This window comes from Caproicibacter sp. BJN0012 (genome assembly GCF_035986805.1).
Taxonomy (GTDB): Bacteria; Bacillota; Clostridia; order Oscillospirales; family Acutalibacteraceae; genus Caproicibacter.
Genome location: NZ_CP142518.1, coordinates 2,435,559 through 2,462,556 on the forward strand (window position 1 = coordinate 2,435,559; position 26,998 = coordinate 2,462,556).

A 26,998-nucleotide genomic window follows, 5' to 3' on the forward strand; every position below is an offset into this window, starting at 1 on the left:
CACTCCCTTCCTCAAACGACTGGCTTAGTTGGTAATCGTGAAATTCAGCGTCAGCTCATGTGACACATTCGTTGTCTTTACCCACGCCAAACCGAATTTAGCGGTAAGCGCCAGATTTCCCGATGCTCCGTTCGCGCCAAGCGTTCCCAGCGGCACTTCCGACGCGAGATCGCCCGTGTAAACGGGAGTTCCCCGATCAACCGCCGTCCAGCCCGAACCGGCTGTGTTACTGATTCCCACGCCGAGCGCGATTCCACTTCCGGTTTGCGCCGCCGTCAGGCTGCTCCAATCCGAGTAGGACGTGGGGGCGCCGGAAGTCGCTTTCAGCCCCGCGACGGAAACCCGGACGGGAAAAGTGGAGTGGTTGGTGATTGGAATGTCCGGCGCGGTGAACGGTGTACTGCTGTTCGGGTCAATCGCGTAACTGACACTGACCGGATGCGTCACGGAGGCGAGTTCATCCGTATGGTAGTGCGTGACAGCCGAGATATTCCCGGCGTTGTCCACGGCGGCTATATGGATGTAAAAGCTGCTGCCGGATGGCCGGGAAAAAGTGAAACTGTCCGATGTGGTTGTAATGCTCCCGTCCGGAACGGTATCAGGGTTGTTGTCCACCACGATGGAGTAGCCCTTTATCCCGGTTTTCAAAGAAGTGGAAATAACCGGGGAATCGTATTTCGCGCCGTCGTTCTGGCCGGTGGCCTCCACATAGTATTGATAGCCGGTGGCGTTGTCCTGCGAGGAATAATTGACGGTATACCGCGTCCAGCCGGAATTGTGCGTAACGCCGGAAATAGCCGGTTTGTCCGGCGCGTCCAAGTCCTGCCCCTTATGATCGTTCCAGCTTGTGTCGGTCGTGATCTGAGCAAGGTAAAACAGGGTATTAGCGGTAACGCGCTGTTCGTCCGGCGTCGCCTCGCCGTTGGAATGGCCAGTCTGAATCATGGCGCAATTCGACCAGCTTGTTAGATAAAAGGTGTTGGTGCCCTGCCCACCGGAGCCGGTGGCCTCCGCGCTTCCGCTATAGGTGTAGGGCGGCTGATACGTCATCCAGACATCCCCGAAAGCAAGCTGATTGGAATGGGACATCGGAACGTTCAAAACCGTACCCACGTCCCCGATTTTCCACGGGTAATTGGTGAGCAGACCCTTTTTGGAAACCTTGATCTGCGAACTGCCGAGAACGGTATAATGCGGGATAGTCTGAATATCGCAGTAGTGGGCGAGTTTGAAGAAGTTCGGCATGGAGATACCGTCGTTCTCCACCATCGTGTCATGCCCGAACAGAACGCCGCGCCCGGTCTTGATAAAGGCGTCGGTTTTACTTTCTGCCGCAGCGGACAAATCCTGACTTGCAAAAGCATCCCACGCGCCGAAATACAGCACGTCGTATTTATAAGTTCCGTCCGGGTTTTTCAGATAAGCGTCAGGGTTGGCGTTGAAATCGGAAATCGACACGGTGTCCACGGAAATGAGGCCCTTGCCGTAACCCTTGGAATCGTATTCGTTCGGCGTTTCCATCCACATTTTCAGAGAAGCCGATTTTGGCAGGGTGTAGCTCTTTCCCTGCCATGTCGTAAAGGAAACGGTCGGCGCAACAACGGGATAGATGTTCAGAACCTTTGCGCTGTCTTTGGATGGGATGCTCTGGGAGGTCGATTCATGCGCGGACTTTGAATAAAGCATGTAGCTGTATGGCTGGCCTTTGTCGCTGTTCGTCCAGCTCAGCGCCACATAGTTCCCAGACGGGTTCGGCGTCGCGGTCAATGTCAGAACCGATGTGGCGGAGGCCGCGAACGCGGGTGAAGCGCCGGACAGCAGAATCCCGGCGGCAAGCAACGGGACGAGAAAAAGCCGCCTGAATGATTGTCTCAAATAGAAACCCCCTTTCGGCGTGGAAGGTTGGCCGGGAAAATCCCGGCCGATTCCCACTCATGTCTTTATGCAAGCTGGAACTGGAAAACAAGCTGATGGTTGGCCGTGTATGCCCCGTCGAACGCGAGGCCGTAATCTGCCGTCAGGGACAGCGCGCCGGAAGTGTTCGGATTCAGCGTCCCGACCTGTAACGGCGAATCATTCACCGCCCAATGGGTGGACGTGCTGTACCCGCTGTTCCAGCCGGAATTGCCCTTCGCGGAAATGCCGAGCGCGATGTACTTTTTGGAATCCGCGAGGTTGAGCGAGCGCCACGCTTTTGCGGACGGATCAACGTCGGTGAAGGTAAGCGTCCCGCCCGAAGCGGCTTTCAGGGATTCCACCGTGGCGATCACCGCGACCTTGGTATTGTTGGTCACTGTGATGTCAGGCGCGGTGAAGGTTTCGGCGTCCGGGCTGATGGCGTAGGCCACGTTGATCGGATGTGTGACGGAGATGGTCAGCGGCGAAATGGAGCCGTTGATCGTCACGTTCCCCGTAATGCTGCCCGTGCCGGTGTCGGTTTTGTCGGCGGCGAGCGCCGGGACTGCCGCCGTCACGCCGAGCACGGCAAAGGTGATGATGCCCGCGAGAACCTTTCTAAACCTGTTTTTCATTTGAAAACCTCCCATAAATTTTTATATCAACCGGACCGTCCGGCTGATTACGAAACGGAAAGACGGATTTTGTAGTCGGCCATCCCGAGGTAAGCCTTAGTTGTTTTGTTATAATACTTGATTGTCGCCGTGACGCTGTAATTTCCGGGTGAAACCTGCTTGGAAAGAGAGAGGCCGTCGATGTGCTGCCCCGGATAGATCGGCGCGGATTTTGCCACGGTTTCACCGTCCAGCGTGATTTCACACTGCATAATGACGGTATTGGAAGCCGGATTTTCCACTTCCCATGTTCCGGCACCGCCTTTCGTCCCGCTGGAAAAGGACGCTTGCGCGCTTACCCTGTCGGTGACGGTGACTTCCTGCTTTTGAAGCCGGGACAGGATTTCCTGCCGGGACGGGGTGCTGCCGCTTCCCGGCTCCGCGCTCCCGGTATCGTCCAGAGACGGAGCAGACGATGATGGAACGGAACTGGAAGGTGGCGGGTTTGGTGCTGGATGCTGATTTCCGCAGCTCCGTAATAAAAGCAGCAGGAGAAGCAGCAACAACAGAAGAATTGCAAGAATGTACGGCCATTTGCGTTTTCGCTTTTCATCCTCTTTTTTACCTTTGTTTTCGTTGATTTTTTCAGTTGTCATGCGGTTTCCTCCTTCATTCAGACATGAAAAAAGGCGCTCCTTTCGGAACGCCTGAAACGACGGTTATTTTACCTTTCCTGATCCCGCTGCCGCTTTTTCTGCCATCCGTCCAGCAACCGGATGATGACCTGCTCCATCTGCTGCGGGGTGTACGATTTTGGAAAATATTTTTGGAGCTTATCAGCCTTGATGGTCAGGTCATTTTTCTCCGGCTTCTTTTCCTCAGACATGATGGCAAGAATACTGTCCTCGTTCAGATGGCCCTCCTGACTGAAGTTTTTCAGCCGTTGGGCCTGCGAGAGCGAGGGGGTGGCCTGTTCGCTTTCGATGGTGTCGAGCAAAAGCGTCTGTTCCTCCGGTTTGAGGTACGACAGCTCCACGGCGGGGGTCATGGCGATTTTTTTATCGTCTACCATCTGCTGAAGCTGCGGCGTCAGCTCGTTAAGCCGGATATACCGCTGGATAGTACGCGCACTATCCTCTGAGTTTTCCGCAATCAAATCACGGGTTTTTATCCCTCGTAAATCGTGGCCAACTTGGCCACCATTTTCAAGAGAAGGTCTACCGGCTTGACGTTTCATGGCATCCAGCTTCATTTTGTATGCCTTGGCCCGTTCGCTCGGCAGAATGTTTTCACGCTGGATGTTGCTGTCAACCATGATGATGGTCGCGGCGTCATCATCCAGATCGCGGACGATGACCGGCATGGTGGGAAGCCCAGCCAGCTCGCAGGCGTGTTTGCGCCGGTTGCCTGAAATCAGCTCATAGCCGCCGTCCGCGCGAGGATGGACGATGGCGGGAACCAACACGCCGTATTCTTTGATGCTCTCCACGGTTTCTTTCATGGAATCATCGTCCCGTACCTGAAACGGATGGTCGGGGAACGGGTGCAGTTCCGAAAGTGGCATGCCCGTGACCTTTTCCCGCTTGGCGTCCTCGCGGGTTTCCTCCGTGGAAAAAATATCATCGTAGCTGTTCAGACTTATGTTTTTGGCGCTGCTTTTCAATTTTTAGCACCTCCTTTGTCAGTTCCCGATATGCCTCGGCAACTTTGCCTTTCGGGTCATGAGTGAAAATACTCCTGCCCTCCGCGCTGATTTCGGCGGCGCGAACGGAATGAGGAATCTCTACATCAAAAACCTTAAGCTTTGAACCGTAGGTATCTCGCAGCAGGGAACTAATCTCTTTGGCGTAGTTGGTACGGCTGTCCACCATCGTCAGCAGAATGTCGTCAATTTTGAGCTTCGGATTGATCTGCCGCCGTACCTTATTGATTGTCTGCAAAAGCTGTTCGAGGCCCTTTACCGGAAGGTACTGCGCCTGAACGGGAATGAGAACGCTGTCGGCTGCGGCCAGCGCGTTGACGGTGAGCATTCCCAGCGATGGCATACAGTCCAGTAGCACGTAGTCGTATTGGCGCTTCACGCCGTCCAGATACTGTTTCAGGATTTTTTCCTGGCTCATGGCGTTGACAAGCGAAACCTCCATGCCGGAAAGCTCGATGTTGGCGGGCATCAGATCGACGCCCTCATCGTGATGCAAAAATCCCTCACCGGGGACGATGATTTCCTCGTTCAGCACCTTGCCCATGATCGTCGCCAGCGTCACGGGCAGTTGATCGGGCTGGAAACTGCCCAAACTGATGGTCAGGGAACCCTGCGGGTCACTGTCCACCAAAAGCACCTTTTTCCCTTCCTGCGCCAGCCCGATGCCGAGATTGGCGCAAGTCGTAGTCTTGCCGACGCCGCCCTTTTGATTGGCAATGGCAATTACATTGGTCATGTGATTTTTTCACCTCCCGCTGAAATCAAAACCACGCGTTGAACGCGTGGTATGCACAAGCCCTGAAAGGGCATAGTACTGGCGCGCGTCTCAAGACGCACTGAAATAGGTTACCAACCGCATTACTTTTACAGGCCGCCGCTAAAGCGGCCTTCTTTTATGCCTTTGATTCCTTGCTACCCGTAAACGGGTCAATATACTCTTTGAAACTTATTTGATCTGAGGCAATATCTTCCTGCAATTGATTTTTGATATATTCTTCAATTGCTTTCTTGTTACGACCCACTGTGTCTACAAAATAGCCACGGCACCAAAAATGTCGCGTTCCATACTTATACTTCAAATTTGCATGCCTATCGAATATCATCAGGCTGTTCTTTCCTTTGAGATAGCCCATGAATTGTGCCACACTGAGATTCGGCGGAATGCTTACCGGCATGTGAATGTGGTCTGGACACGCCTCAGCTTCGAGGATTTCCACTCCCTTCTGCTCACACAGCTTCCTTAAAATCTTGCCTATATCTGCTTTTATCTGCCCATATATTTCTCTTCTGCGATATTTTGGAGCAAATACAATATGATACTGGCATCTCCACTTTGAATGTGATAAACTTTGTATGTCTTTCATGACAAAATCTCCTTTTGTTGGTAATGCGGTTGGCAAACCTGCATCTATTCTAACAAAAGGAGATTTTCTTGTATCTAAAGATTCTTATCCCACCAGCAAAGCTGGTGGTTCTTTGCGCTGAAGCTGCAATAGAAAAAGGACGTTCCATAAGTAGGAACGTCCTAAAATGATATGCAATTCGTCATTCAGCCGGTTTTTTCAGGTTTGAGAGAGGGTTTGACTGAGAGCCACTTCGCCGCAAACCCGCATGAATACTGAGCCTTTGCCTTTTCGTTTTCACCTTCCCGAATAACGCATGTTCAACGAGTGGTACGCAAAGGATATTTCCAAAAAGCGCCGTATCGTCAATAAGCTCAAAGGAAATTCCGGCGTTCCACTTTCGCCCCCGCCCTATGGGTATCAGAAAGACCCGGACAACGCGAAACGCTGGATTGTGGACGAGGAAGCAGCCGTTGTCGTCCGCCGTATCTACCAGATGGCACTTGACGGATACGGCCTTTCTGAAACCACCACCGCGCTGGCGCGGGATGGGGTTCTCAATCCCATGTCCTATTGGCAAAGCAAGGGAATCAATCGCGGCGGGACAAAAAGCTCCGTTTTGCCCACGCAATGGGGGCATACCACAATCAAAAAGATTCTGACCATGCAGGAGTATTGCGGTGATGTGATTAACTTCAAAACCTATTCCAAATCGTATAAGATGAAAAAGCGTATTGCCAACGACGAGGAAAACCGCGTTGTATTTCCCAATGTCAATGAAGCCGTCATTGACCGGGAAACGTGGGAGAAGGTTCAGAGCTTACGCCGTGGCACCCGCCGGAAGAAACCGACGGTCAGCGGCGAACGGAGTATCTTTTCCGGTCTGCTGAAATGCCCTGAATGCGGCGGCAATCTCAACTATCACTTCAATCAGGGAAATCACGACATCAAGTTTTTTAGCTGCTGCAACCACAATACCGGATACCGGAAATGCACCTCCACCCATTACATTCGGTTGGATTTTCTGGAACAGGTGGTTTTGCAGGAAATACACCGTCTCACACAGTTTGCCGACGAGTATGAAGATGATTTCGTAAAAGAGATAATCGGACATTCGGCAAAGACGGCGGCATGTGAACGCTCGCTGCGGCAAAGGGAGCTCGACGGCCTGCTGGCGCGAGACAAGGAATTGGATGTGCTCTTTGAATGCCTCTACGAAGATAACGTGTCTGGCAAGATCGACGATGCACGGTTTTCCAAAATGGCCAAACGGTATGAGCAGGAGCAGGGCGAAAACGCCGCCAAAATCAAAGCCTTAAAGCTGGAGCTCAAAAAGTCCGGCGGCCAGCAGCTTACAACAGACTTATTCCTTGATATTGTCCGGCGCTACACAGGGGCGCAAACACTCACCCAGCGTATGGTGACGGAGCTCATTGACCATATCGACGTGTACCACGCTGAAAAGCAGGAGGACGGGATTACCACCCAGCAAGTGGTCATTCATTATAACTGCATCGGAGCCTTTGAGGTGCCGGATCGGAAGGACATTCCCGAGGTGGATGTTCTCATGGAAACAAGAAAAGGCGTAGCTGTCAGCTACACCTCGGCACAAATCGCATGATACATATTTTGAGCGTAAAAAAGCAGAGTGTCCTTATAGGATACTCAGATCCTATAAGGACACTCCGCATGGTGCGAGAGGCGGGACTTGAACCCGCATGAACGTTGAATGGTTCACAAGAACCTGAATCTTGCGCGTCTGCCAATTTCGCCACTCTCGCAACTCAGCCTGTATATCTTATCATATGAATCTATGCTTGTCAACCTTTTTCAGCCGCTTTTTATAAACTCCGCGAAAGTGATCGGATTTTCAATATTTTGGCAGAATGCAAAATTTACAATCTACGGAAAAGGAAAGGGCTCCCTTCCCTTTTCTCTCCCGGTTTGCGACTAAGTATCCTTTTTGATGGGCGATTCCTTATAGGGATCAAACAGCGCTCCGACAATTAGAATTACCGCAAATACGATTAAATAATAAACAACGGACACTCCGTGGGCAATGCAGGCCGCGACCATCATAAAGATACAACCCAATATCGCCAACAAGGGCATGACGATCCGTTTGAATGCGTTCAAGTCTTTTTCTTTGATCATCAGCATCATAAATATGGGAATATAGCCGGCATAAAGCGTGATAATCGGAAGTTCGGAGGTATCGAAACAGAAAACGCCAAACCATGGATCGGCCGCAAGATTCGCTCCATAGAAATAAAGCAGCCAAACTCCGCAGAACAAAAGTCCCAGCATGGAAGAGTTGCCAGGCATGTTTGTAACAGGATCCACTTGGCGAAATACTTCCGGCAAAGGGCCGGAACCACGGACCGCCAGCGAATACATGCCTCTGGTACAGCCGAGCATCAGGCCGTTCAGTGTGCCAAGGCAGGATATGATGACAAAAACAAAGATCAGGGAACCGCCGACAGGGCCAAAAATATTCTGAAAAGCAAGCTTTGCACCAGCCTGGCCATTTTCCATCAACGTTTTCGCCGGGACAACCCCTGCGAGGCCAATATAATAGAGAACATAAACGGCTACAACAATAAGCGAACCCCAGATCAGAGCCCTGGGCAGATTCTTTTTAGAATCTTTTAATTCCGCATTGATGGAAGTCGCAATGATCCATCCCTCATAGGCAAAGGCAACTGCGACAACGGACGCGAAAAGGCCGCCCCCGGCGCTGGAACCGGTCTCCGCCACATGGGTGAAATTCTGAACGGTCAGACCGTTTGTCAGGCCGATCAAGGTACCTGCAATCGCCATCAGAAGCAAAGGGACCAGTTTGATCACCGTAGTCGCAACCTGGAATTTGCCGGCAAGGACGGGGGACAGGGAATTCAAGGCATAGCTGCCAACCAGATAGAAACAGGAGATTGCCATGCATGCCCCTCCGGTAATGTCCCAACCAAGCAGCACACAGGTAAAGCGTGCGGATACCCACGCCAGCACGGAGGTCATAGTCGGATTGTAGATTGTTGCCATAAACCAGCCAACGTAGTAACCGTATTTTTTGCCTACCGTCATTTCCGCATAATCAACGACGCCGTTGATTTTTTCATACTTTGTGGCCATCACGGCAAACGTGTAGGAACAGACGATCATAATAAATCCGACGATCAGCCATGCGGCAATTCCCATCGGCATATTTCCGCCTGTTGCATTCAGCACCGCCTCCGCCTTAAAAAAGACGCCGCTCCCAATGACGATGCCGACTACCATGGCAATGGCTGTGAACAAGCCATATTTTTTTGTCAAACCGCTTTCCATGAAATCTGCTTCCCCCCAGAATTTCCATTATTTTTTAAATGAAGGATAAAAATGACAAAAATCCAACTTTTCTTAGTATAGCAATTGAAAACGCCGATGACAACATAAAAATTTTTTGCATTTCCAATAAACGCGGGATGTACTGCGCTTATTCCTGCGCAGCGGAAATTCTGGAAAAATCGGGAAAACTGGAGACCTTTCTTCCAGCAAAACAGATTTTTGCCAGGTTTTTTTATGAGGACATGGAAAAAAAAATACTATAATTCTCCAAAAAAATTAAATTTAAGCAATATTCCTTTCTGCGATTTCCTGCCTCTTTTTGCTTTATAAAATGGGGACACTGACCTCAATTCCCAAGAATTCGGGTTGGATGTTAACAGCAGAAAGGGAATGAAACGTGAGAAAGCAGTATCGCATCTTAAGCATGGTCCTTGCACTCACACTGGTTGTTTCAATGTTTACCGGCAACATGGCATTTGCGGAGGAAACCGGTTTATCGGTTATTTCGCTTCACGATTTCGCTTCGGTGACAACCATCGAAAAACACAGCAGAACGTTTTACGAAATCGAGATCGACCAGCCGGAGGTTACGTTGGAGGCCGCGTCCAGCGATGAATCCGTTTTGAAGACCAGCCTTACGGAGGAATCGGAGGATTCCGGGTACTACACGCTTGTTTTGGAAGCTTACAGCGAAGGAGAAGCAACCGTCACCCTGACCGCGTCCGACGGGACGGCAGCATCCCGGCAGATTACGGTTCAGGACACCGGATATGAGTGGGATTATACCGCGGACGCCGACCAGACGGGCGACTTCACCGTTCCGTCCGGAAACAGCCGCTACATAAAGATCCACTATGAAAATCTGAGCGCGGAAACCTATACCTTCCCGACTCTTGTCTCTGATCATCCGGACGACGTCGCCGTCACTCTGGAAGGGTATGAGGACAACGATTATTACTACCGTGTCGATGCGCTGGGAAACGACGGACGGACCGCGTCGCTTTACATCGGCAGTTCCGATTACGTCATCGCACGGAAACTGTGCGGTGTCTCCATCGCGAAAAATTCCGATCTCAGCATGGATACAAGATCGACTTATGTCTGCAGCGTTTTCGATACCTATCATTTTGTCGTTCATACCAAATCCGGAACCGCCCCCGAAGTGACTGCGTACAATGACAACATCACCATTACTCCGGTTGGCAAAGTCGAGGGCGGATACGAATATGTTATGGAAGCGGAGCACGAAGGAGAATCTCTGGTCCAGGCGACGCTGAACGGGGAAACGGCCGCTTTTGCCGTTTCCATCCTCTACGACGACCCGCCGTCCGTTGTTTACGATGAACCGAAAGAGGTTTCCGTTGAGCGCGGACAAACTTACACTTATAAATTTTCGATCATGGGCGGCGGAACGCCCTCCTTTGCGCCGGATCAGGCCGGTGCCTTTACCGTACAGTCGGTGCGGAAGGACGGGATCGACTACTACTGTACGGTTGCGGCCACCGGAGCCGTCGGGTCGAGCTCGTCTCTCCTGGTCTCTTTCCCGGACTCCGATGAAAGCTACACCGTAAATGCCGGAAAAGTAACCGTTGCAAAACAGGTCAGCAAGATTCTGGAATCGGACACCAACCATGATTTCTCCCTGGCCAAAGGCTCCAGCTATCTTTTCAAGATTACGGGAGCAAGCAGTTTTTACGCCGGTTCCTCCGGTATGTTCACCATCTCCAAGGAGAAAACCTCCGGCAAAGACACCTATTACCGAATTACGGCAACGGGCAAGGTTGGAGAGGCGGCCGGGTTCTATATGTACGCTCCGGGCTGCGTGCCGCTGAAGGTGTGCGCGGTCACGGTGGCACCTGTAAAAATCACTTCCGACACCAGCCATGATTTCGAACTTCCCGCAGGCGGAAGCTATCAGTTTAAAATCACCGCGCCGGGCGTCGATTCCATTCAGTTCAACGGCGGCTCCGCAGGCATTGTGCAGCCCGTTCTGGTCAAACATTCGGGGAATGACTTTTACTACAAAGTCACTGCGGTTGGCAAACCGGGGCAGCAGACCGGAATTTACGCTTCGGTCCTCGGGCAGGACGCCGTCAAGATCTGTGTTGTGACGGTTGGACAGATAAAAGTTTTATCCGACACCAACGGGGATTTCAGCCTTGCCGCCGGGGCCTCTTATCAGTTTAAGATCACAGCCCGGGGCGCGTCTTACGTCGACTTCGGAGCGGGTTCCTCCGGAGTCGTCCAGACTTCCCTTGTCAAGCACTCCGGCGACGATTTCTACTTCAAAGTCACCGGGAAGGGAGCCTCCGGCCAAAAGACGGGAATCTACGTTGCCGCTCCCAATCAGGATTCCAAAAAGGTCTGCGTGATCACAATAAAATAAAGCCGATCCCCTTTGGGCCGCCCCCCTTTCGCAATTCCGCAGGGGCGGCCCTTTTTATCCTTCCGCGATTTGTTCCGGTTATATGATTGAAATGCGATTGCTTTTTCGCCGCAAATCATGTACGATGGATACAGGCTGACAGACGAAGCACGGCGCCGGGGGACGGAGTGCGCCGCTTTCGGCTGAGGACGGCAAAAGCCGGAATTGATTACAGGGGGCATTTAAATGAGTTATCGCATTCATTCGCTCTATTTCAGCGCCACGGGAACAACGGAAAAAATCGTGTCGGAGGTTGCAGGACGGCTGTCGGAAAAAAGCGGGGGCCCCGTGGCGGGCCGCGTGGATTTTACCCTTCCGCAGGCTCGGGAAATTCCGTGTTCTTTTGGGGAAAGCGATCTCGTGGTGGCAGGGGTCCCCGTTTACGCTGGCAGGGTCCCGAACGTGCTGCTGAAATACATAAAGTCCGTCCGAGGAAACGGCGCACTGGCCGCGGCGGTCGTCCTCTACGGGAACCGGGACTACGACGACGCGCTGATCGAGCTGCGGGACCTGCTGGCGGAGGATGGGTTCCGGGTGATCGCGGGCGCCGCGTTTGTCGGAGAGCATTCCTTTTCACGCATTCTTGCCAAGGGCCGGCCCGATGAAAAGGACCTGTCGGAAGCGGACCGGTTTGCAGACCTGATTGGCAGCAGGATCGCGGAGGGAAAACTTGGCACGGTTGAAGTGAAGGGGAATACGCCTTATCGAAGCTATTATAAGCCGAAAGACCCGCAGAATAAATCGGTTGATATCAGAAAGGTCCAGCCAAAAACGACGGATGCCTGCACGCACTGCATGACCTGCGCAAAAGTCTGCCCGATGGGGTCCATCAGCGCAGACGACCCCTCCGTTCTGACGGGAATCTGCATTAAATGCGGCGCATGTGTGAAAAAATGCCCGGCCGGTGCAAAATATTTCGACGACCCCGGCTATTTGAGACATAAAACGGAGATGGAAATCGGACTGACCGCACGCAGGGAGCCGGAACTCTTCTGAAAATTTGGACCTGCCGGAAGGAAAACAATATCATGCGCTTTACAATGAAAAAAGGTCCCTGTTCTCCCTATTCAAATCTTCCCCGCGAAATTTATATTTTGTTTGCCGCGAGGATCGTCACCTGCATGGGAGGCTTTATTCAGCCGCTTCTGACCTTGATTTTAACACAGAAATTGGGGTTTTCCGCCGCGGAGGCGGGCGGATTTTCCGCCTTTCTGACCCTGACTCAGGCCCCTGCAGTGATTCTTGGCGGAAAGCTGGCAGACCGGATCGGCCGGAAGAAGATTTTGGTAGGCTGTCAGGTTCTAGGGTCGTTTTTTTATTTTCTCTGCTTCCTGTTCCCCGACCGTGCCCTGATGATCCCATGCATTACTCTTGCGGCGGACCTTTATATCGCATCCATGCCGGCCTATGACGCCATGGCAGCCGACCTTTCCACCCCGGAAAACCGGCAGTCGTCATTTTCCCTGATCTATCTGGGGATCAACATCGGCTTTACGGTCAGCCCGATCCTAGCGGGACTGCTGTTTCAATCCCACCTGCAGCTGATGTTTCTCATCGACGCCGGAACGACATTGCTTTCCACCCTGATCATCGCGATGTCCGTCCGGGAAACCCAATGGAGGGAAAATGCGGAACTCTCCGGGCTGGAGCAGACAAAGGACGATGTTTCCCTGTTCCGGCTGTTTCGGATGCTTCCCGTTCTCTTTTTCGTGATTCTATTCAGTTTTTCCTATCATTTTACCTATTCCCAATGGACTTTTTTGTTGCCGCTCCAGTTTGGGACCCTTTTCGGAAAGAACAGCGCGGTGAACTTCAGCATGATGACGGCGCTGAATTCCCTGATCGTCGTACTGTTCACGCCCATTCTGACTTGGCTGACGCATCGGCGCCGCCCGCTACGGATCATTGTAATCAGCGGCGCGGTATTCGGCACTTCCTATCTCCTGTTCGCCCTTGCAAGATCCATGCCGTTCTTTCTGCTTACCGGCGCTGTCTTCACTTTTGGAGAGATTTTAGAAAGCATCCACTTCAGGCCGTACCTGGCAGACCACGCGCCTCCGCAGTATCTCGGCAGAGTCAACTCGTTCGCAATGTTCGTTCAGGGAACCGGCAGCGCGCTGGGACCGCTGTCCTCGGGGCATATGGTCGGGCATATGGGGTATCTGCCCACATGGCTGTTTCAGGCAGCTTTCGTGTTGATTGGAACAGCAGGGATTCTGATATTGGATGAAAAGGAGAAACGGCTTGAAAACCGTGCGCACAGTCCCGCGTCCGCCGAAGATTCCATTCCGTAAGAAACGCCGCGGGCTTCCCCGCGGCGTTTCCCGTGCAAATACTGCCGTAAGTCCAATTTTTCAGAGGCCTACTCCGCAGTGCGTCGCCGTTTCTTGCCATCCGCCAGGAAACGCACCACAAAGGGAAGAAATACGGAGACCAGGGCGGCATAGCCGAGGTAGGCGTAGCCTTTTTTTACGACCGCCATCAGGCCGAACTGGGCGATGACAAACGCCACCGCGGTAAACAGCAGGGAAAATCCGACGTTCCTCAGGCGGTGTCCGGACTTCCGCTTTTCCGGCTCCCCGATCCGGCGCTCCACGGCGTTGACGCAGCGGGTGACGATCCCGGATACCATATTCACGCCGGTCGAAACGGAGCCCAGGATCATGAGGGCCGCGATGACCGGCGTCAGCACTCCGGTGCCCACGCCGTTCTGAACCAGTACCAGCATGGGGACGGAAGCGGTGGCCAGGTCGGCCGCAAATGCCACGGCCAGCAGGCCGACAATGGTCAGCATCATGGCCAGGGTATTCGTGATGAATATGTAGACGGCGGCATGATTCACCTGCTTTTCGCTGGTCAGCGGCTCCATGTGCTGATACATGACGGACACGGAGGGAAGCTGGAACAGGAAGTACAGGAACGCGCTCCACAAAGCGGCGCCGAACGAGCCGCTCTCCCCGGAGGCGACGCACATGGAGCCTCCGGCCATCTTCGAGGCGGATGCCGTGATCTCTCCCCACTGGGCGATGATATTCGGCACCAGCACCGCAACAAGGCCCGCGATGATCAGCACGGACAGAGTGGAGGCGACCCGGCGCACCATATCGGTGCCGTACAGAGCGATGAGAAAAATGAAGGCGCCCACAAGGAGCGTGCAAAGCCAATACGGAATCTGAAACAGCGTGTTCAGGGTGGAGCCGCCGGTTGCAAAAGCCGCCGCGGACGCGGTGGCGATCATGATGAGATAGGTCAGCTCAAACAGGTTGGAAAACACCGCGCGGTACCTGCCGTAGAAATGGTCGGAAAAGCTGCGGTAATCGTACAGCCTGTTGCGGTAGGCGTAGCGCATGCCGTACCAGAAAAACAGGGCGTACAGGAACTGGGTGAAAACCGGCAGGAACAGGCACCAGATGCCGTAGTTGATAAAGTAGGAATAAATTTGCGCGCCGGAGGCGAATCCTCCGCCGAACTGGGTGGTGAACGCCACAAAAGCGATTCCGACCGCCAGCGGCATCCTGCTTTTGTCGACCAGCAGGGATTTCTTCTCACTCATCGTTTTCCCTCTTTCTTTTGCTTGTCAGGCGTGGTATTCCACGATCTTGCCGGGATTCAGGACCAGCCTCTCATCGAACGCCAGCTTGATGGATTTGTAAAGCCGGATCATGCGGCCGCCGAGAAAGGGTTCCAAAAATTCCAGACGGCCGTTGCCGATGCCGTGCTCGCCGGAAAGCTGCCCGCCCAGCCGCTTCGACAGATCGTACAGCTCCGTCAGGCTGGCGTGGGTCGCCGTTTTCCACTCCTCGTCGCTCATGCCGGAGTCCCGGAGCATCTCCGTGTGGATGTTGCCGTCTCCGGCGTGGCCGCAGGGCTCCACCCGGATTCCATGGGAAAGTGCGATTCTCTTCGCCGCCTTGACGTACTCGGCAATGGCGCTGCGGGGCACGACCACGTCGCACTCCTCCTGCGACACCGAATCCGCCTTCATCCCCTCCAGAATCGCGCCCCTGACTTCCCAGACCGAGGCGATCCGCTCCGGGGTATCCGCGATCATGCAGTCCAGCGCGCCGCTTTCCAGCGCCGCGTCACACGCCGCGTCGCAGGCGGCCTCCAGTTCCCCGGGGCTGGAGGCGTCGTACATGACGATCAGCACGGCCCCGCCCCCGGGAACCGGGAAGGGCTTGTTGAGCGTGCGCTCCACGATTTCCAGCAGTTCCCGCTCCACAAACTCGATGGCGGTCGGCGTGAACGGCAGGTCGAGCACCTTCGGCACCATGTCGGCGCAAGCCTCCAGGTCCGGGAAGGGCATGACGAGCGTGCAGGTGCACTTCGGAGCGGGCAGTAGCTTGAGCGTGACCTGCGTCAGGATGCACAGCGTGCCCTCGGAGCCGATCACCAGATCTTTCACATCGTAACCGGTGGTATTCTTCACCACATTGGAGGAAAAGTTGACGATGGAGCCGTCCGGCAGCACTGCTTCCATGCAGCGGACAAAATCGCGCGTCAGGCCATACCTCACCGCTTTCATACCGCCCGCGTTCGTGATGACGTTGCCGCCGATGGTCGCCGTTTTCTCCCCCGGGTCCGGCGGATAGAACAGGCCCTCCGCCGCCGCTGCCGCCTGAACGTCCAGCAGCAGCGCGCCCGGCCCGCATGTGATGGTCTGGTTTTTCCGGTCCACCGGAAAAATGCGGTTCATCCGCATCAGGGACAGCATGATGCCGCCGTATTTGCAGGTGGAGCCCCCGGCCAATCCGGTGCCGGCGCCTCGCACCACCACCGGGATATTGTGGTCGTACCCGTATCTCATCACGGCGGATACTTCCCCTGTATTCTCGGCCTCCACATAGAGGTCGGGCGGAAAAACTCCATATTCCGGCATTTCATCATGACAGTATTCGGGCAGAATGTCGGGGCCCGCTTTCACCCGTTCGGGGGAAGTGAGGGACTTGATCGCTTCGATGCCCGCGGCATCCAGCTTCCGATAGGGGTAAGGCATTTTACTCCGCCTCCTTTCCCGCGGCGGCAAGCTGCTTCAGCAGCGCCGGAACCGCGTCAAACAGGTTGTCGACGATGCAGTAATTTGCGATGTTGAAAATCAGCGCGTTGGGGTCGGAATTGATCGCCACGACGCACTCGCTGCCGTTCATGCCGGCGGCAAACTGGATGGCGCCGGAAACGCCGCACGTGACGATCAGCTTCGGGCGGACCGTCCGGCCCGAAAGACCGATCTGATGGGCGGTGTCGCCAAAGCCGTTTTCCACCATCGGGCGGGTGAAGCAGAGCTGGCCGCCCAGGGTCTGCGCCAGACGGCGCACGAGCGCCACGCCGTCCCCGTTTTTCGCGCCGCGGCCCGCGACCACCAGAATATCCTCTTCCTCGATGGATTTTTTCCGGATCAAAGGGATGACCTCCAGCACTTCGATCCCGGAGCGCGCCATCGCGTCGCTCACCGGCATCGGGGTCACTTTTCCGTCCGGATGGTCCACTTTTCCGGCTTTGTCCATCACCCGGTAGCGGACCGTGGCGAATTGCGGCCGGGCGTCCGCGATCAGGATCTGCGCCATAATGTTGCCGCCGAAGGCGGGCCGGACCTGGACAAGGTCCGTGTTGAGCCGGATATCCAGCTTCGTGCAGTCGGCAGTCAGACCGGTGTGGAACCGAACGGACAGCCGCGGCGCCAGCGAACGGCCGAGCTCCGTGGCGCCGATCAGCACCACGGAGGGACGCAGCTGCGAGATGCAGTCCGCCGCCGCATCCGCATAGCAGTCCGCCTTGAATCCGGCAAAGCCGGGGTGTTCGTAGACAAAAGCCTCTTTAATTCCATAGGGAAGCAGTTTTTCCGCGTTTTTTTCCGTCCCATCCCCGCCGACCAGCAAGGCGGAGACCTCATACCCTACTTTGGCGGCCAGGCGGCGGGCCTCGCCGATCAGCTCATAGGTGACCGGATGAAGCTCCCCATTCTCCTGCTCCGCGTAAATCAGAATGCCCTTCCATCTGCTTTTCCCGGCGGTATCCTTCCGCGGTTTTTGCTCGAATGCGATCGCGCGGCTGGGACAGACTTTGACGCAGACGCCGCACATCCGGCATTTTTCGTTTACCCGCGGACCGTTTTCCTCCATGCTCAGCGCGTCGAATGGGCATTTTTCAATACACTGTCCGCACAGGTCGCAGGCCGCGGCGTTAAAATGGATCGCCGTCATTTCCCCGTCCCTCCCTCGATCAGTTTCTTTTCCTTCAAAACGGAAACCAGCGCGGCCGCTTTCTCTCCCGCGCTGCCCTTCAGCATCACTTTTTTTGCGTTGACCGGCGGGGCAAACATGGTTTCCACATGCGTCGGAGAGCCGGCCAGGCCGCAGCGGGAAAGATTTTTTTCCGGCAGGTCGTCAAAGCCGCAGACCCGGATCGGGCGCTCCGCGGTCTCGCGCTTGAGCCGGTAGGAGGGCAGACGCGGCACGCAGATATTTTTTTCCACCGTGATGAGGCAGGGCAGCCGAAGCCGGGACCTCTGCGTGACGGTCGCCAGTGTCTGGCGCACCTCGATGCCCGTTTCATCCACCGCCAGGATCTCGCTGACCCACGCGGCGTGGGGGATTCCGAGATGCTCCGCGACGGCGGGGCCGATCTGAGCCGTGTCCCCGTCCGTGGTCTGCCGTCCGCAGAGGATCAGATCGGCCTTGCCGAGCAGGCGGATCCCCTGGGAAAGCGTGTAGGAAGTCGCAAGCACGTCGGACCCGGCGAATTTCCGGTCTGAAAGGATCACGGCGTCGTCCGCGCCCATCCGGTAGGCATCGCGCATCATCTGTTCCGCCTGCGGCGGTCCCATCGTCAGGACCGTGACCCTTCCTCCCATCCGTTCCCGAAGACGCAGGGCCGTCTCCAGCGCGCTGAGGTCATACGGGTTCGTCTTGGCCTGGGTGCCAAGGCGCTTTAACGAGCCCGTCTCCCGGTCGATTTCCACCTGCGAGGTGGCGGGGACCTGCTTCATGCAGACCAGAATATTCATTCCTGCTAGTCAACCCCTTTTGCTAATTTACTTTAAAGTTCTAAAGTGTAAACTGCTAAAATTTTAACACAGGACGGACGCGATGTCCATCCCTAATTTAAAATTCGACTTATTTTCAGAACAAAACGGATGCTCAATGCTGAAATATATCCGGGAAATCCGCACAAACTAACGTAAAATTCTCATAAAATCAGTCTTAGAAAGGACGTGCTGCAATGACCGGACCGTATTCAAAGCTCTTTGAACCCATCACGATCGGCAAGCTGACCCTTAAAAACAGGTTTTCCATGGCTCCCCTCGGCATGGTTTCCATGTCGGATTCCCAGGGAGGCTTCACTCAAAACGCCCAGGAATATTATGTCGAACGCGCAAGGGGCGGCACGGGACTGATCGTCACCGGCGTCACCAACGTGAATTATGATGAAATGGAACCGCTGGCGCTGCCCTGTGCCTCCCACAACCCGCTGTGGTTCATGAAAACCACAGCGCCCATGAACGAGCGCATCCACGCCTACGATTCCCGCATCTTTCTCCAGCTCACCGGCGGATTCGGCCGTGTGGCAATCCCCCACCTCATGAAAAACGCCATCGCCCCCTCCCCGCAGGAAAACCGGTGGGACCCTTCCATCATGCACCGAGAGATGAGCCGCGAGGAAATTCAGGAACTCATCAAATCCTTCGTCACCTGCGCCGTGGTGGCAAAGCAAAGCCATTTCGACGGAGTGGAGATCCACGCCGTGCATGAAGGCTATCTGCTCGACCAGTTTGCCATCGCGCTCTACAACAAGCGCTCCGACGAATACGGCGGAGACCTGCGCGGACGCCTGAAAGTGGCGACCGACGTGGTGAAGGGCATCAAGGCCGCCTGCGGAGACGATTTCACCGTTTCTCTCCGCTACAGCCTCAAGAGCTTTGTCAAGGGCATCCGTCACGGCGCACTGCCCGGAGAAAAATTCGTTGAACAGGGTAAAGACATCCAGGAGGGCGTGGAAGCCGCCAAAATTCTTGTGGAGGCGGGTTACGATATCCTCAACGTGGATGCCGGCACCTATGACTCCTGGTACTGGAATCATCCGCCGATGTATTTTGAAAAGGGAATGTACCGGGAATTCGGAAAAATCCTGAAAAAGGAAGTCAATGTGCCCATCATTTTGGCGGGGCGTATGGACGACCCGAAAATGGCCTGTGAAGCGCTGGGCGTCTGCTGTGACATCATCGGCCTGGGCCGCCCGCTGCTGGCCGACCCGGAGCTGCCCCTGAAAATCCGGACCGGACGGACGGACGAGATCCGGCCGTGCATCTCCTGCCAGCTGGGCTGCCTTGCCCGCCTGGCGCAGGGGCTTCCGCTGTCCTGCGCCGTCAACCCCGCCTGCGGCCGAGAGAAGGAAACGGCGCTGACGCCGGCGCTGTGCAAAAAGAACGTTTTGATTATCGGCGGCGGGCTCGCCGGCATGGAAGCGGCCCGAGTCTGCGCCCTGCGCGGCCACAAAGTGACGCTGCTTGAAAAAGGCCCAAGACTGGGCGGCAACGTGCTGCCCGGCAGCGTGCCGGATTTCAAGGAGGATGACCGCCATTTGATCGAATGGTACGAAACCGAGCTCGGAAAGCTGCCCGTGAAAATAAAACTGAACTGTGCCGCCGACAGGGAAACGGTCGAGCGCTTCAATGCCGACGCCGTCATCATCGCCATGGGCTCCACTCCCGTCCGGCTTGATTTTGGAAACAAGAACCGGATTTTCACAGCCGAAGAGATTCTTCTCTGCCCGGAAAAGGCCGGCAGCGATATCGTGGTTGTCGGCGGCGGGCTGGTAGGCTGCGAGACGGGTCTTTGGCTGAGGCGCATGGGCAACAAAAACGTCACCATCGTCGAGGCGGCACCGGAAATTCTGGGCGGTGGAGCCGACATGTGTTTCGCCAACTACGATATGCTGAAGGACCTGCTTGCCTTTGAAAAGATTTCGGTGTTTTGCTCCTCTGAAGTGACCGGTGTGGAAAACTCTTCCGTCACGGTGCGGTCAGCGGAGGGCGAAAAAAAGATCAAGGCGGATACGGTGATGCTGGCCGTCGGCTATCGGCCCGAGACGGTTCTGTACAACGAGCTGCGCGGCTGTGCGAAGGAAATTTACAACGTGGGCGATTCCCGGCACGTGCAGAACATCATGCACGCCATCTGGGACGCGTTTCAGGTCGCGCGGGAACTGTAAACTGGCGCTCCGCCAGCCGTAGCCGCAAACGGCCAACGAAAGGCCCGAACGCTGTTTGTGACAAAGAAAAATCCCCGGAAATCCTCATCTCTGCCGGATTCCTCGGGGATTTTTATTTTATAATGCTATAGGACTCGAAAGCGCGCAGCGGTAAAATCCGCCTCCGTTGTTCCCCGACCGGATTCTCATCTGGAGCAGGTCAAGCAAAAAGACCGCCTTCCGGCGGTCTTTTATTGGTGGACGTTATAGGACTCGAACCTATGACCTTTCGCACGTCAAGCGAACGCTCTAGCCAGCTGAGCTAAACATCCAAGTTTAAAGCGCTTGATCATTATAACGTATCTCCTGTCGAAAATCAAGTAAAATCATAAAAAAATCTAAATTATTTGAAAGTCTTGTTTTCGACATTCAATTATCATATAATAAATTTCAAATAGGAGGATGATCCATTATGTCGATTGGTCTTGTGCTGGAGGGCGGCGGCATGCGTGGGTGGTACACTGCCGGCGTTCTTACCGCACTGACGGAAAACGGGATCGATTTTCCCTGCGTTTATGGCATTTCCGCAGGAGCGTCCAATGCTCTCAACTACATCAGCAAACAAAACACAAGAGACTTCGGCCGTGCCATGATCCGCTATTCCGCTGAGGAGCGTTACATCAGCGTAAGCAATCTGCAGAAGACGGGATCTCTGTTCGGATTCGACTTTATATTCGGAGAGCTGTTTCATTCGCTTCTGCCCTTTGATTACGAAACTTTTTTTGATTCGCCGGTCCAGCTTAAGGTGGGCGCGACCGACCTGAAAACGGGGCAGGCCGTATTTTTCGATAAGGCGCAGCTGGATGAGGAAATGACCGCCGTGCGGGCCTCCTGCTCCCTGCCTTTTCTCTCGAACATCGTCACTTACCGCGGCTATGAACTCCTGGATGGCGGATGCACCATGCCGATTCCGATCGAACGCTCCATCTTCGACGGAAATGAGCGCAGCGTGATCGTACTTACGCGCGACTTTTCCTATCGGAAGGGGCCGAATCCGGAATTTCCAAGGTCTGTTCTCCATGTAAAATACGGAGACTACCCTCTTTTCGTCGATGCCATGATGAAGCGGCCCGAAACCTATAACAACGAACTCGACGTGTGCCGGCGGCAGGAAAAGGCAGGAAAGGCCTTCGTCATAAGGCCGAGCAGCCCGATCGTGATCAGCCGCTACGAAAAAGATCCTGAAAAGCTGAACAAAATCTATGAAATGGGTATCCATGACTGCGAAAATTCTCTCAATAATCTGAATAAATTTTTAAATTGAGGCTATTCCTAGAATTGACATCATAGGATCCGTCCGCCTGCGCATAATACATCAGGGGTGAAAACTATATGGCGGATCAATTGAGGCGCTTACTGGAATCAGACGGAAAGGCAAAGGAATACTTTGACGGACTTCCGTACTACACAAGGGACGAGGTCAAAAAGCACGCCGAAGAAATTGACTCGGCGGCATCCCTGAAGCTTTTTGTCGAGACTTTTACGCAGGACGATTCCTTCCGGGGCGCCTGAGTCCGCGAATACGCGGAGGCGCAAAAATGGGAACATTCTATGAAAACAACCCTGATCTGAGGGATTATTTTGAATCCCTCCCGATTGAAATTAAGGACCGGATTCTGGAATCCGGCGTTGAGATTTCAACGCTCGGAGAACTGATGAAGGTGGCCGAGCACTTTGAGCAGATGAATAAAATATAAGCGGACCGGGAATTCCTGAAATATCTCCGCTTGAAAAAGCCGAAGCAGCCGTACCACATGGTATTGGCTGCTCGGCTTTTTCAATTCTGATCAACGCTTTTCATACGAATATGGATTGATTGGATAAAATTGGGAAATGTAATATCTAGGATTCAGTTCCGGAGAAATCAAAAGAAATTCATTGGTGCGACGGCCTTTTACAAAGTCCTATGGGAGGAAAAAGACAAATGTTTAAATTGAGAGCCGCAGGCAAAGAGCTATTCTGCATGGCAGCTTCGTTTCTCAGCGTCACCTCCCTGACTTATGTGCTGAAGACAAGGAACGATCCTCTTCTGATCAACAACAGTGTTCTATCCGCCGTTTTTTTCTTGGCGTTCGCAGTACTGTTTTACAAAGGGGCCAATCTGGCCCGAAGGCGCCTGCTCCTATGCTCCGCAGCCCCGGGCCTCGTGCTTGGCTCCATGCTCGTTGTTGGCAGTGAAGTGGACCAAACCGGGCGGCTGAGCCTTCGCTCCCCTCATCTCTATCTTGCTTCCGCCGGAGCGGCTTTACTGCTGACGGTTCTGATTGAATTGCTTTTCGTCAAAATGGAAAAATCCTTGTCCGTCCCTCCGCGTTTCCCCATGGCGGGCACAAGATCCTTTCTGTTGCAGTGGGCGCTGATTTTTTTATGCTGGCTTCCGTGCTTTTTCGCCATCTATCCCGGAGTCTACGCCTACGACGGACCGATTCAGCTGGCTCAAAGCCTGGCCAACGATCATGTGCTGGTGGCCCAGCACCCGATTGTGCATACGCTTTATCTGGACGCCTGCTTCTCCGCCGGCCTCCGCTTCTTTGGGACAAACAATGCCGGAATGGCGATCTATTCGATTTCCCAGATGCTGATTCTTTCCGCCGCGCTCTCGTTCTGCTGCCGCGTTCTCGCCCGGCGCGGCGCTCCCCTCGTTCTCAGAGCGGCGGCGCTTCTTTATTTTGCGCTGTTCCCGATGAACCCCGTTCTGGCGATGAGCACAACAAAGGACACTCCCTTCGCCGCCGCCCTGCTGGTTTTCATCCTGGCCGTATGGGATCTTTCTGAGAACCCCGGCGCTTTTTTTTCCTCTCCCCTCCGCCCGTTTTTGTTTTTTCTCTCGGCGTGCGCCATGTTTTTGCTCCGCAACAACGGCGCCTATCTGTTCGCGCTCTCCATCCCGGTCTGGATCCTTCTCCTCCGCGGGCACCGTGTCGGCATTTCGCTCCTCTGCGCGGCCTGCCTTGCGTTTTACGCGGTGTTCACCGGCCCGGTCTATTCCCTTCTCCACGTTATCCCGGGGGATTTTCACGAGGCGCTGAGTATTCCGGCCCAGCAGCTGGCCCGCTCCGTGATCGACCACGGGGATGAGCTCACACCCGATGAGCTTCAGACCGTATTCCGGATGATTCCTGAAAAGCAGCTGCGCGGTTACGCACCCCGGTTCGCCGATCCGGTTAAGAATGCCTTCCAAACGAAATACGTCCTGAACAACAAAAAGAAATGCCTGAACACCTGGATCAGCATAGGATTGAAATGCCCCGACAGCTACACGAACGCGTTTCTGTGCAACAGCCTTGGATTCTGGGACCCCGACGTCGACTATCAGAGCGGCTGGGCGCAGAATCCCTTCCCCTATGTCGAGTTTCAGAATAAGCCGAATTTGCCTCCGGATTGGTTTCCGGTCACGCGTCACAGTTTTCTGCCGGGACTTGACCGGTTCTACGAAAGTGTCGCAACCGGCCGCGCCGTCGACCGGGTGCCCGTTCTTTCCCTGCTGATCAGCCCCGCGCTGCCGTTCTGGGTTCTTGCCTGGAGCACCGCTTTCTGCGTTTTCCGAAAGCAATACTCCAGTCTGATCGCACTCGCGCCGCTTTTCGCCTTCTGGATCACATTGCTTCTGTCGCCCGTCGTCCTGCTGCGCTATGCCTTTCCGTTTCAGATATGCATGCCCGTGATGACCGCACTGGCGCTCCGGCCGAAGCGCGGTCTAAACGACCAGCCTAATCCACAAGCCGGTACGCTCTGAGCAGGATCGGCTTCTGCCCTTCATAATCCCCCGGATAAAACAGAACCACCGGAACGCGGTCAACCGCCTGGTGGAGGTTGCAGAGGATTTTATAAGAGCGAAGAAGCTGACAGCATTTACCGACGCCGGTCAGAAACACAACGGCCTCCTTCGGGGTGTGTTCCTGAATATATCGGATCGTCAGGCTTTCCTCTTCATTGATCAGCAGCAGATTTCCGATCGCTTTGACAATCCGTTCCATTCCCTTTGTCTTTTCAAATTTAAAGCACTGCTCCAAAAGCCCTTCCCGCTCCAGCAGATCGATCAAAATGTCGTACAGATCAAATACAACCAGCTCATAACCATCAACGCTTTTGTTATTCCTCTTGATCATGCATGCAATCCGTTCCCGGACAACCAGCTCCGTTTCCGCCGGGTAGTCGAACACGTAATATCCGGCTCTGCTCCCGGATTTTCCGCCATGGCGGAAATCCGGATCCTGGATGATCTGTTCCACGGCGTCCAGCCGTTCTTCAATACCGTCCATTATCCTCCCCCGCTCAGGTATTGATAAAAGTTCATTTCTAAAATATATGCCGCATGGGAGGATGATATATGGCCCGCCGAAAGATAATTGCCAACCGGGGCAGCCCGCGGGTAATTACAATCTTTTTCGCAGAGCGGGCAAATCGCTTTTCTCTTCCGTTCCACGCGCGATTCTCCCTATGGAATCGCGGTGAAGAAGAAAAAGCAGCGAAGCTCCGGCAAGAAAAACGAACCCCGCTTCCAGGCCGCCGTACCGGAAAGCCGGAAACAGGAAGAAAACTGGAATCGCCAAAGCTCCCAGAGCCAGGTATTTCGTCACAATTACAACACACAGGCCGATGAGTTCGGCAATCATCCCCGCGACCGGTGAAAACAAGATCAAATAAGTGCAGAAAACGGCGACGCCCCTGCCGCCGCGAAATTTGTTCCAGAATGGGAATCCGTGCCCCAGGGCAGCTCCCAAGCCTGCGTACAGAATGGCCAGCCGTCCAAGCTGCGGAAAAAAAAGATACCGGCAGCTCATGCAGGGCAAAACCGTTTTCAAAACGTCGCCCAGCAAAGTCACAGCCGCCCATTTTTTTCCGAACAGTCCCAAGATATTCGCCGTGCCGGGATTTCCTGAGCCAATCCCGCAGGCGCTTTTGCCCGTTTTCCATCGGGCCACGGCTTCGGCGGTCAGAAAACAGCCGCAGAAATAGCCCGTCATAACGCAAAAGAACCTCATGCCGATCAGAATCCTTTCCAGAATAAGCTACGGTTTCCCTGTTATCATCATCTTCTATTGTATACAAAATTCCGGGTAAAATGAATACAGAGCATATCGGAAACCTAAAAATGGCGAATGAATCTTTCCATTTTACAGATTTTACCGAATATGCTCTGTCTCTTATTCCTCAAGGCAGCTGTTCAAGTCCGTCTTTGGGGTCGATTCATGCAGGCTCTTTCAAACAGCCCTCCGGATCCGGATTAAAAATCAGCTTTCCACAGCCCGTGAAGATTGCAGTATTCATAAACCGTTCCGCTCTCCGCGTTCTTGAATTCAGCGACCGGCTGCATGCCGGGCTGCAAATATTTTAATTCCACCCTGTCGCCGGAGACAAGGGCAATCCACTCAATGTGATGCTCCGGCAGCATCGGATGCAGCGTTGAGCCAACGGCGACTTTAATCTTTCCGTTCTCTCTCGTTACGACCGGCACGTGCTTCTCCTGAGCGGCATCGGTGCTGTTGGCCGTGAGTTTTGTCATATTCTGGCCGCAGCAGACAAGCGTGCCGCCGCCGTTTTTAATTTTTACAACCATATTCCCGCATATTTCACAACGATAGAATTCTACATTTGCCATAGTAATCTCTCCTTTAAATTAAATCAATTTTTATTCGAACGCCACAACGGCGTTATTGTTTTTGATGCGCGGCAGGATCGTCTCCAGCACGCGGAACCGATGGTTCAGGTCCTTTTGCTCCAGATAGGCAACCGACAGGTCCTGTCCCACGACAAGATCCATATTTGCGGGTTCGGAACAGACCAGCACGGCCTTTTCCTTTCCCAGAGCAGTGGATTGATACACCTTGCCGTCCAGCATTTTCCGGACCCGGTCAATTTCCAGCAGTCCGGTTCCCGGCTGAATCCTCTGCAGATCAAGATAAAGGTCGGGGCTGAGGGACAGCGCGTAAGTCCCGAAAATCCCGCTGGAAGCGAAATGTTCCAACCCGGCGGCAATATCCGCAAAGGCATTTTCGCCCGATTTCCAATCGGAGCGTTTGATTTTTTGAATTCCCGGCGCGGTCATAAGGCCCTCATATCCAAGGCCCGGATTCCCAAAATAGAGGAAAGTATCCTCCAACCTGGCACAAATCGAAGCCGCGCGGACCGCCTCCGTCAGATCGGTCGGGAATCCCAGCCGGGCGCTGTTTTCCAAGTCCCTCGCCAGCAGGGTAAAATCATTGTAAACGGAAGGAATTTCAACGTACTTTCTCCCGTTGGTTGAAAGAAAACCTTCACTTTCAACCTCTTCAACTTCTCCCGTGCGATCGACTGAGATACTTTCCACGCCGATCCCAAGCGGGCCGAAAATATGTAAAAAGCGCCGGCCGGTTAAAGCCTTCCGCGCCGTCTCCACCACTGCGGCATCGATTTCCTGCCAAAGTTCCGCCGAAACCGGAGAACTCTCTCTTGAAAGATAACTCAT

24 protein-coding genes and 2 tRNA genes are annotated in these 26,998 nt (G+C 54.2%); 9 read left to right on the forward strand and 17 right to left on the reverse strand.

Annotated features, from left to right (window positions below; genetic code table 11):
* Window positions 1-24 precede the first annotated feature (24 nt).
* The 6 genes from VA597_RS11810 to tnpA form a co-directional block, all read right to left on the reverse strand.
* Entirely contained in the window at window positions 25-1,875 is a 1,851-nt protein-coding gene (locus VA597_RS11810; RefSeq protein ID WP_128743094.1) for a DUF5057 domain-containing protein, read from the reverse strand.
* A 65-nt stretch (window positions 1,876-1,940) separates the two neighbouring features.
* Window positions 1,941-2,531: a hypothetical protein gene (locus VA597_RS11815; RefSeq protein WP_128743095.1), complete on the reverse strand. Its 591-nt coding sequence runs from the start codon at window positions 2,529-2,531 to the stop codon at window positions 1,941-1,943.
* A gap of 47 nt (window positions 2,532-2,578) precedes the next feature.
* Window positions 2,579-3,166, reverse strand: a complete 588-nt coding sequence (locus VA597_RS11820; RefSeq protein WP_128743096.1) for a hypothetical protein — start codon at window positions 3,164-3,166, stop codon at window positions 2,579-2,581.
* Window positions 3,167-3,234: 68 nt separating this feature from the next.
* Entirely contained in the window at window positions 3,235-4,173 is a 939-nt protein-coding gene (locus VA597_RS11825) for a ParB/RepB/Spo0J family partition protein (protein WP_128743097.1), read from the reverse strand.
* Window positions 4,130-4,948, reverse strand: coding sequence for a ParA family protein (locus VA597_RS11830; RefSeq protein WP_128743098.1), 819 nt, complete (start codon window positions 4,946-4,948; stop codon window positions 4,130-4,132). The genes VA597_RS11825 and VA597_RS11830 overlap by 44 nt, the downstream gene beginning before the upstream one ends.
* A 157-nt stretch (window positions 4,949-5,105) precedes the next feature.
* Window positions 5,106-5,576 (reverse strand): IS200/IS605 family transposase, encoded by a 471-nt coding sequence (gene tnpA / locus VA597_RS11835; protein ID WP_128742696.1) that lies wholly within the window; start codon window positions 5,574-5,576, stop codon window positions 5,106-5,108.
* A gap of 295 nt (window positions 5,577-5,871) precedes the next feature.
* Here tnpA and VA597_RS11840 point away from each other — a divergent pair, with 295 nt between their 5' ends.
* A complete protein-coding gene (locus tag VA597_RS11840; RefSeq protein WP_128743099.1) occupies window positions 5,872-7,176 on the forward strand; it encodes a recombinase family protein in 1,305 nt (434 codons plus the stop codon).
* Between the two features lie 69 nt (window positions 7,177-7,245).
* Here the strand turns inward: VA597_RS11840 and VA597_RS11845 are convergent.
* Window positions 7,246-7,336: transfer RNA gene (locus VA597_RS11845), tRNA-Leu, on the reverse strand.
* 169 nt (window positions 7,337-7,505) lie between these two features.
* Complete coding sequence (locus tag VA597_RS11850) at window positions 7,506-8,879, reverse strand: APC family permease (RefSeq protein ID WP_128743100.1); 1,374 nt, start codon at window positions 8,877-8,879, stop codon at window positions 7,506-7,508.
* 397 nt (window positions 8,880-9,276) lie between these two features.
* On the opposite strand from VA597_RS11850, the gene VA597_RS11855 reads away from it, so the two are divergent.
* From VA597_RS11855 to VA597_RS11865, 3 genes are all read left to right on the forward strand, one after another.
* Window positions 9,277-11,265 carry a hypothetical protein gene (locus VA597_RS11855; protein WP_128743101.1) on the forward strand — a complete coding sequence of 663 codons (1,989 nt, stop codon included), beginning with the start codon at window positions 9,277-9,279 and terminating at the stop codon, window positions 11,263-11,265.
* A gap of 225 nt (window positions 11,266-11,490) precedes the next feature.
* Window positions 11,491-12,300, forward strand: coding sequence for an EFR1 family ferrodoxin (locus VA597_RS11860; protein WP_128743102.1), 810 nt, complete (start codon window positions 11,491-11,493; stop codon window positions 12,298-12,300).
* 32 nt (window positions 12,301-12,332) lie between these two features.
* The gene (locus VA597_RS11865; RefSeq protein ID WP_128743103.1) at window positions 12,333-13,598 is read left to right on the forward strand and encodes an MFS transporter; all 1,266 of its coding nucleotides are present in this window, start codon (window positions 12,333-12,335) and stop codon (window positions 13,596-13,598) included.
* Between the two features lie 68 nt (window positions 13,599-13,666).
* On the opposite strand, the gene VA597_RS11870 is transcribed toward VA597_RS11865, so the two are convergent.
* Genes VA597_RS11870 through VA597_RS11885 form a run of 4 tightly spaced genes read right to left on the reverse strand, consistent with a single transcriptional unit; the run spans window position 13,667 to window position 18,307 of the window.
* Window positions 13,667-14,857 (reverse strand): YkvI family membrane protein, encoded by a 1,191-nt coding sequence (locus VA597_RS11870; RefSeq protein ID WP_128743104.1) that lies wholly within the window; start codon window positions 14,855-14,857, stop codon window positions 13,667-13,669.
* Window positions 14,858-14,881: 24 nt separating this feature from the next.
* Window positions 14,882-16,300 (reverse strand): FAD-binding oxidoreductase, encoded by a 1,419-nt coding sequence (locus VA597_RS11875; RefSeq protein WP_128743105.1) that lies wholly within the window; start codon window positions 16,298-16,300, stop codon window positions 14,882-14,884.
* Between the two features lies 1 nt (window position 16,301).
* Entirely contained in the window at window positions 16,302-17,504 is a 1,203-nt protein-coding gene (locus tag VA597_RS11880; protein ID WP_128743106.1) for an electron transfer flavoprotein subunit alpha, read from the reverse strand.
* Window positions 17,501-18,307: an electron transfer flavoprotein subunit beta/FixA family protein gene (locus tag VA597_RS11885; RefSeq protein ID WP_326974612.1), complete on the reverse strand. Its 807-nt coding sequence runs from the start codon at window positions 18,305-18,307 to the stop codon at window positions 17,501-17,503. Before VA597_RS11885 ends, VA597_RS11880 begins: the two co-directional genes overlap by 4 nt.
* Window positions 18,308-18,522: 215 nt before the next feature.
* Here VA597_RS11885 and VA597_RS11890 point away from each other — a divergent pair, with 215 nt between their 5' ends.
* Entirely contained in the window at window positions 18,523-20,511 is a 1,989-nt protein-coding gene (locus VA597_RS11890) for an oxidoreductase (protein ID WP_128743107.1), read from the forward strand.
* A 234-nt stretch (window positions 20,512-20,745) separates the two neighbouring features.
* On the opposite strand, the gene VA597_RS11895 is transcribed toward VA597_RS11890, so the two are convergent.
* A tRNA-Val gene (locus VA597_RS11895) sits at window positions 20,746-20,822 on the reverse strand.
* Between the two features lie 140 nt (window positions 20,823-20,962).
* Between VA597_RS11895 and VA597_RS11900 the strand changes: the two genes are divergently transcribed.
* The 4 genes from VA597_RS11900 (at window position 20,963) to VA597_RS11915 (ending at window position 24,286) form a co-directional block, all read left to right on the forward strand.
* Complete coding sequence (locus VA597_RS11900) at window positions 20,963-21,814, forward strand: patatin-like phospholipase family protein (protein WP_128743108.1); 852 nt, start codon at window positions 20,963-20,965, stop codon at window positions 21,812-21,814.
* Between the two features lie 68 nt (window positions 21,815-21,882).
* On the forward strand, window positions 21,883-22,062 hold the full coding sequence (locus tag VA597_RS11905) for a hypothetical protein (protein WP_128743109.1): 180 nt from the start codon (window positions 21,883-21,885) through the stop codon (window positions 22,060-22,062).
* A gap of 26 nt (window positions 22,063-22,088) precedes the next feature.
* The gene (locus VA597_RS11910) at window positions 22,089-22,247 is read left to right on the forward strand and encodes a hypothetical protein (RefSeq protein ID WP_164919051.1); all 159 of its coding nucleotides are present in this window, start codon (window positions 22,089-22,091) and stop codon (window positions 22,245-22,247) included.
* Between the two features lie 227 nt (window positions 22,248-22,474).
* The gene (locus tag VA597_RS11915) at window positions 22,475-24,286 is read left to right on the forward strand and encodes a DUF6020 family protein (protein ID WP_128743110.1); all 1,812 of its coding nucleotides are present in this window, start codon (window positions 22,475-22,477) and stop codon (window positions 24,284-24,286) included.
* On the opposite strand, the gene VA597_RS11920 is transcribed toward VA597_RS11915, so the two are convergent.
* The 4 genes from VA597_RS11920 to VA597_RS11935 all read right to left on the reverse strand — a co-directional run bounded on the left by VA597_RS11920 (window position 24,261) and on the right by VA597_RS11935 (window position 26,998).
* Window positions 24,261-24,812, reverse strand: a complete 552-nt coding sequence (locus VA597_RS11920; RefSeq protein ID WP_128743111.1) for a DUF1788 domain-containing protein — start codon at window positions 24,810-24,812, stop codon at window positions 24,261-24,263. The genes VA597_RS11915 and VA597_RS11920 overlap by 26 nt on opposite strands.
* A gap of 114 nt (window positions 24,813-24,926) precedes the next feature.
* On the reverse strand, window positions 24,927-25,535 hold the full coding sequence (locus tag VA597_RS11925; RefSeq protein ID WP_128743112.1) for a glycerol-3-phosphate acyltransferase: 609 nt from the start codon (window positions 25,533-25,535) through the stop codon (window positions 24,927-24,929).
* Between the two features lie 242 nt (window positions 25,536-25,777).
* Window positions 25,778-26,152, reverse strand: coding sequence for a desulfoferrodoxin family protein (locus VA597_RS11930; protein WP_128743113.1), 375 nt, complete (start codon window positions 26,150-26,152; stop codon window positions 25,778-25,780).
* A gap of 30 nt (window positions 26,153-26,182) precedes the next feature.
* Window positions 26,183-26,998: a family 1 encapsulin nanocompartment shell protein gene (locus tag VA597_RS11935; protein WP_128743114.1), complete on the reverse strand. Its 816-nt coding sequence runs from the start codon at window positions 26,996-26,998 to the stop codon at window positions 26,183-26,185.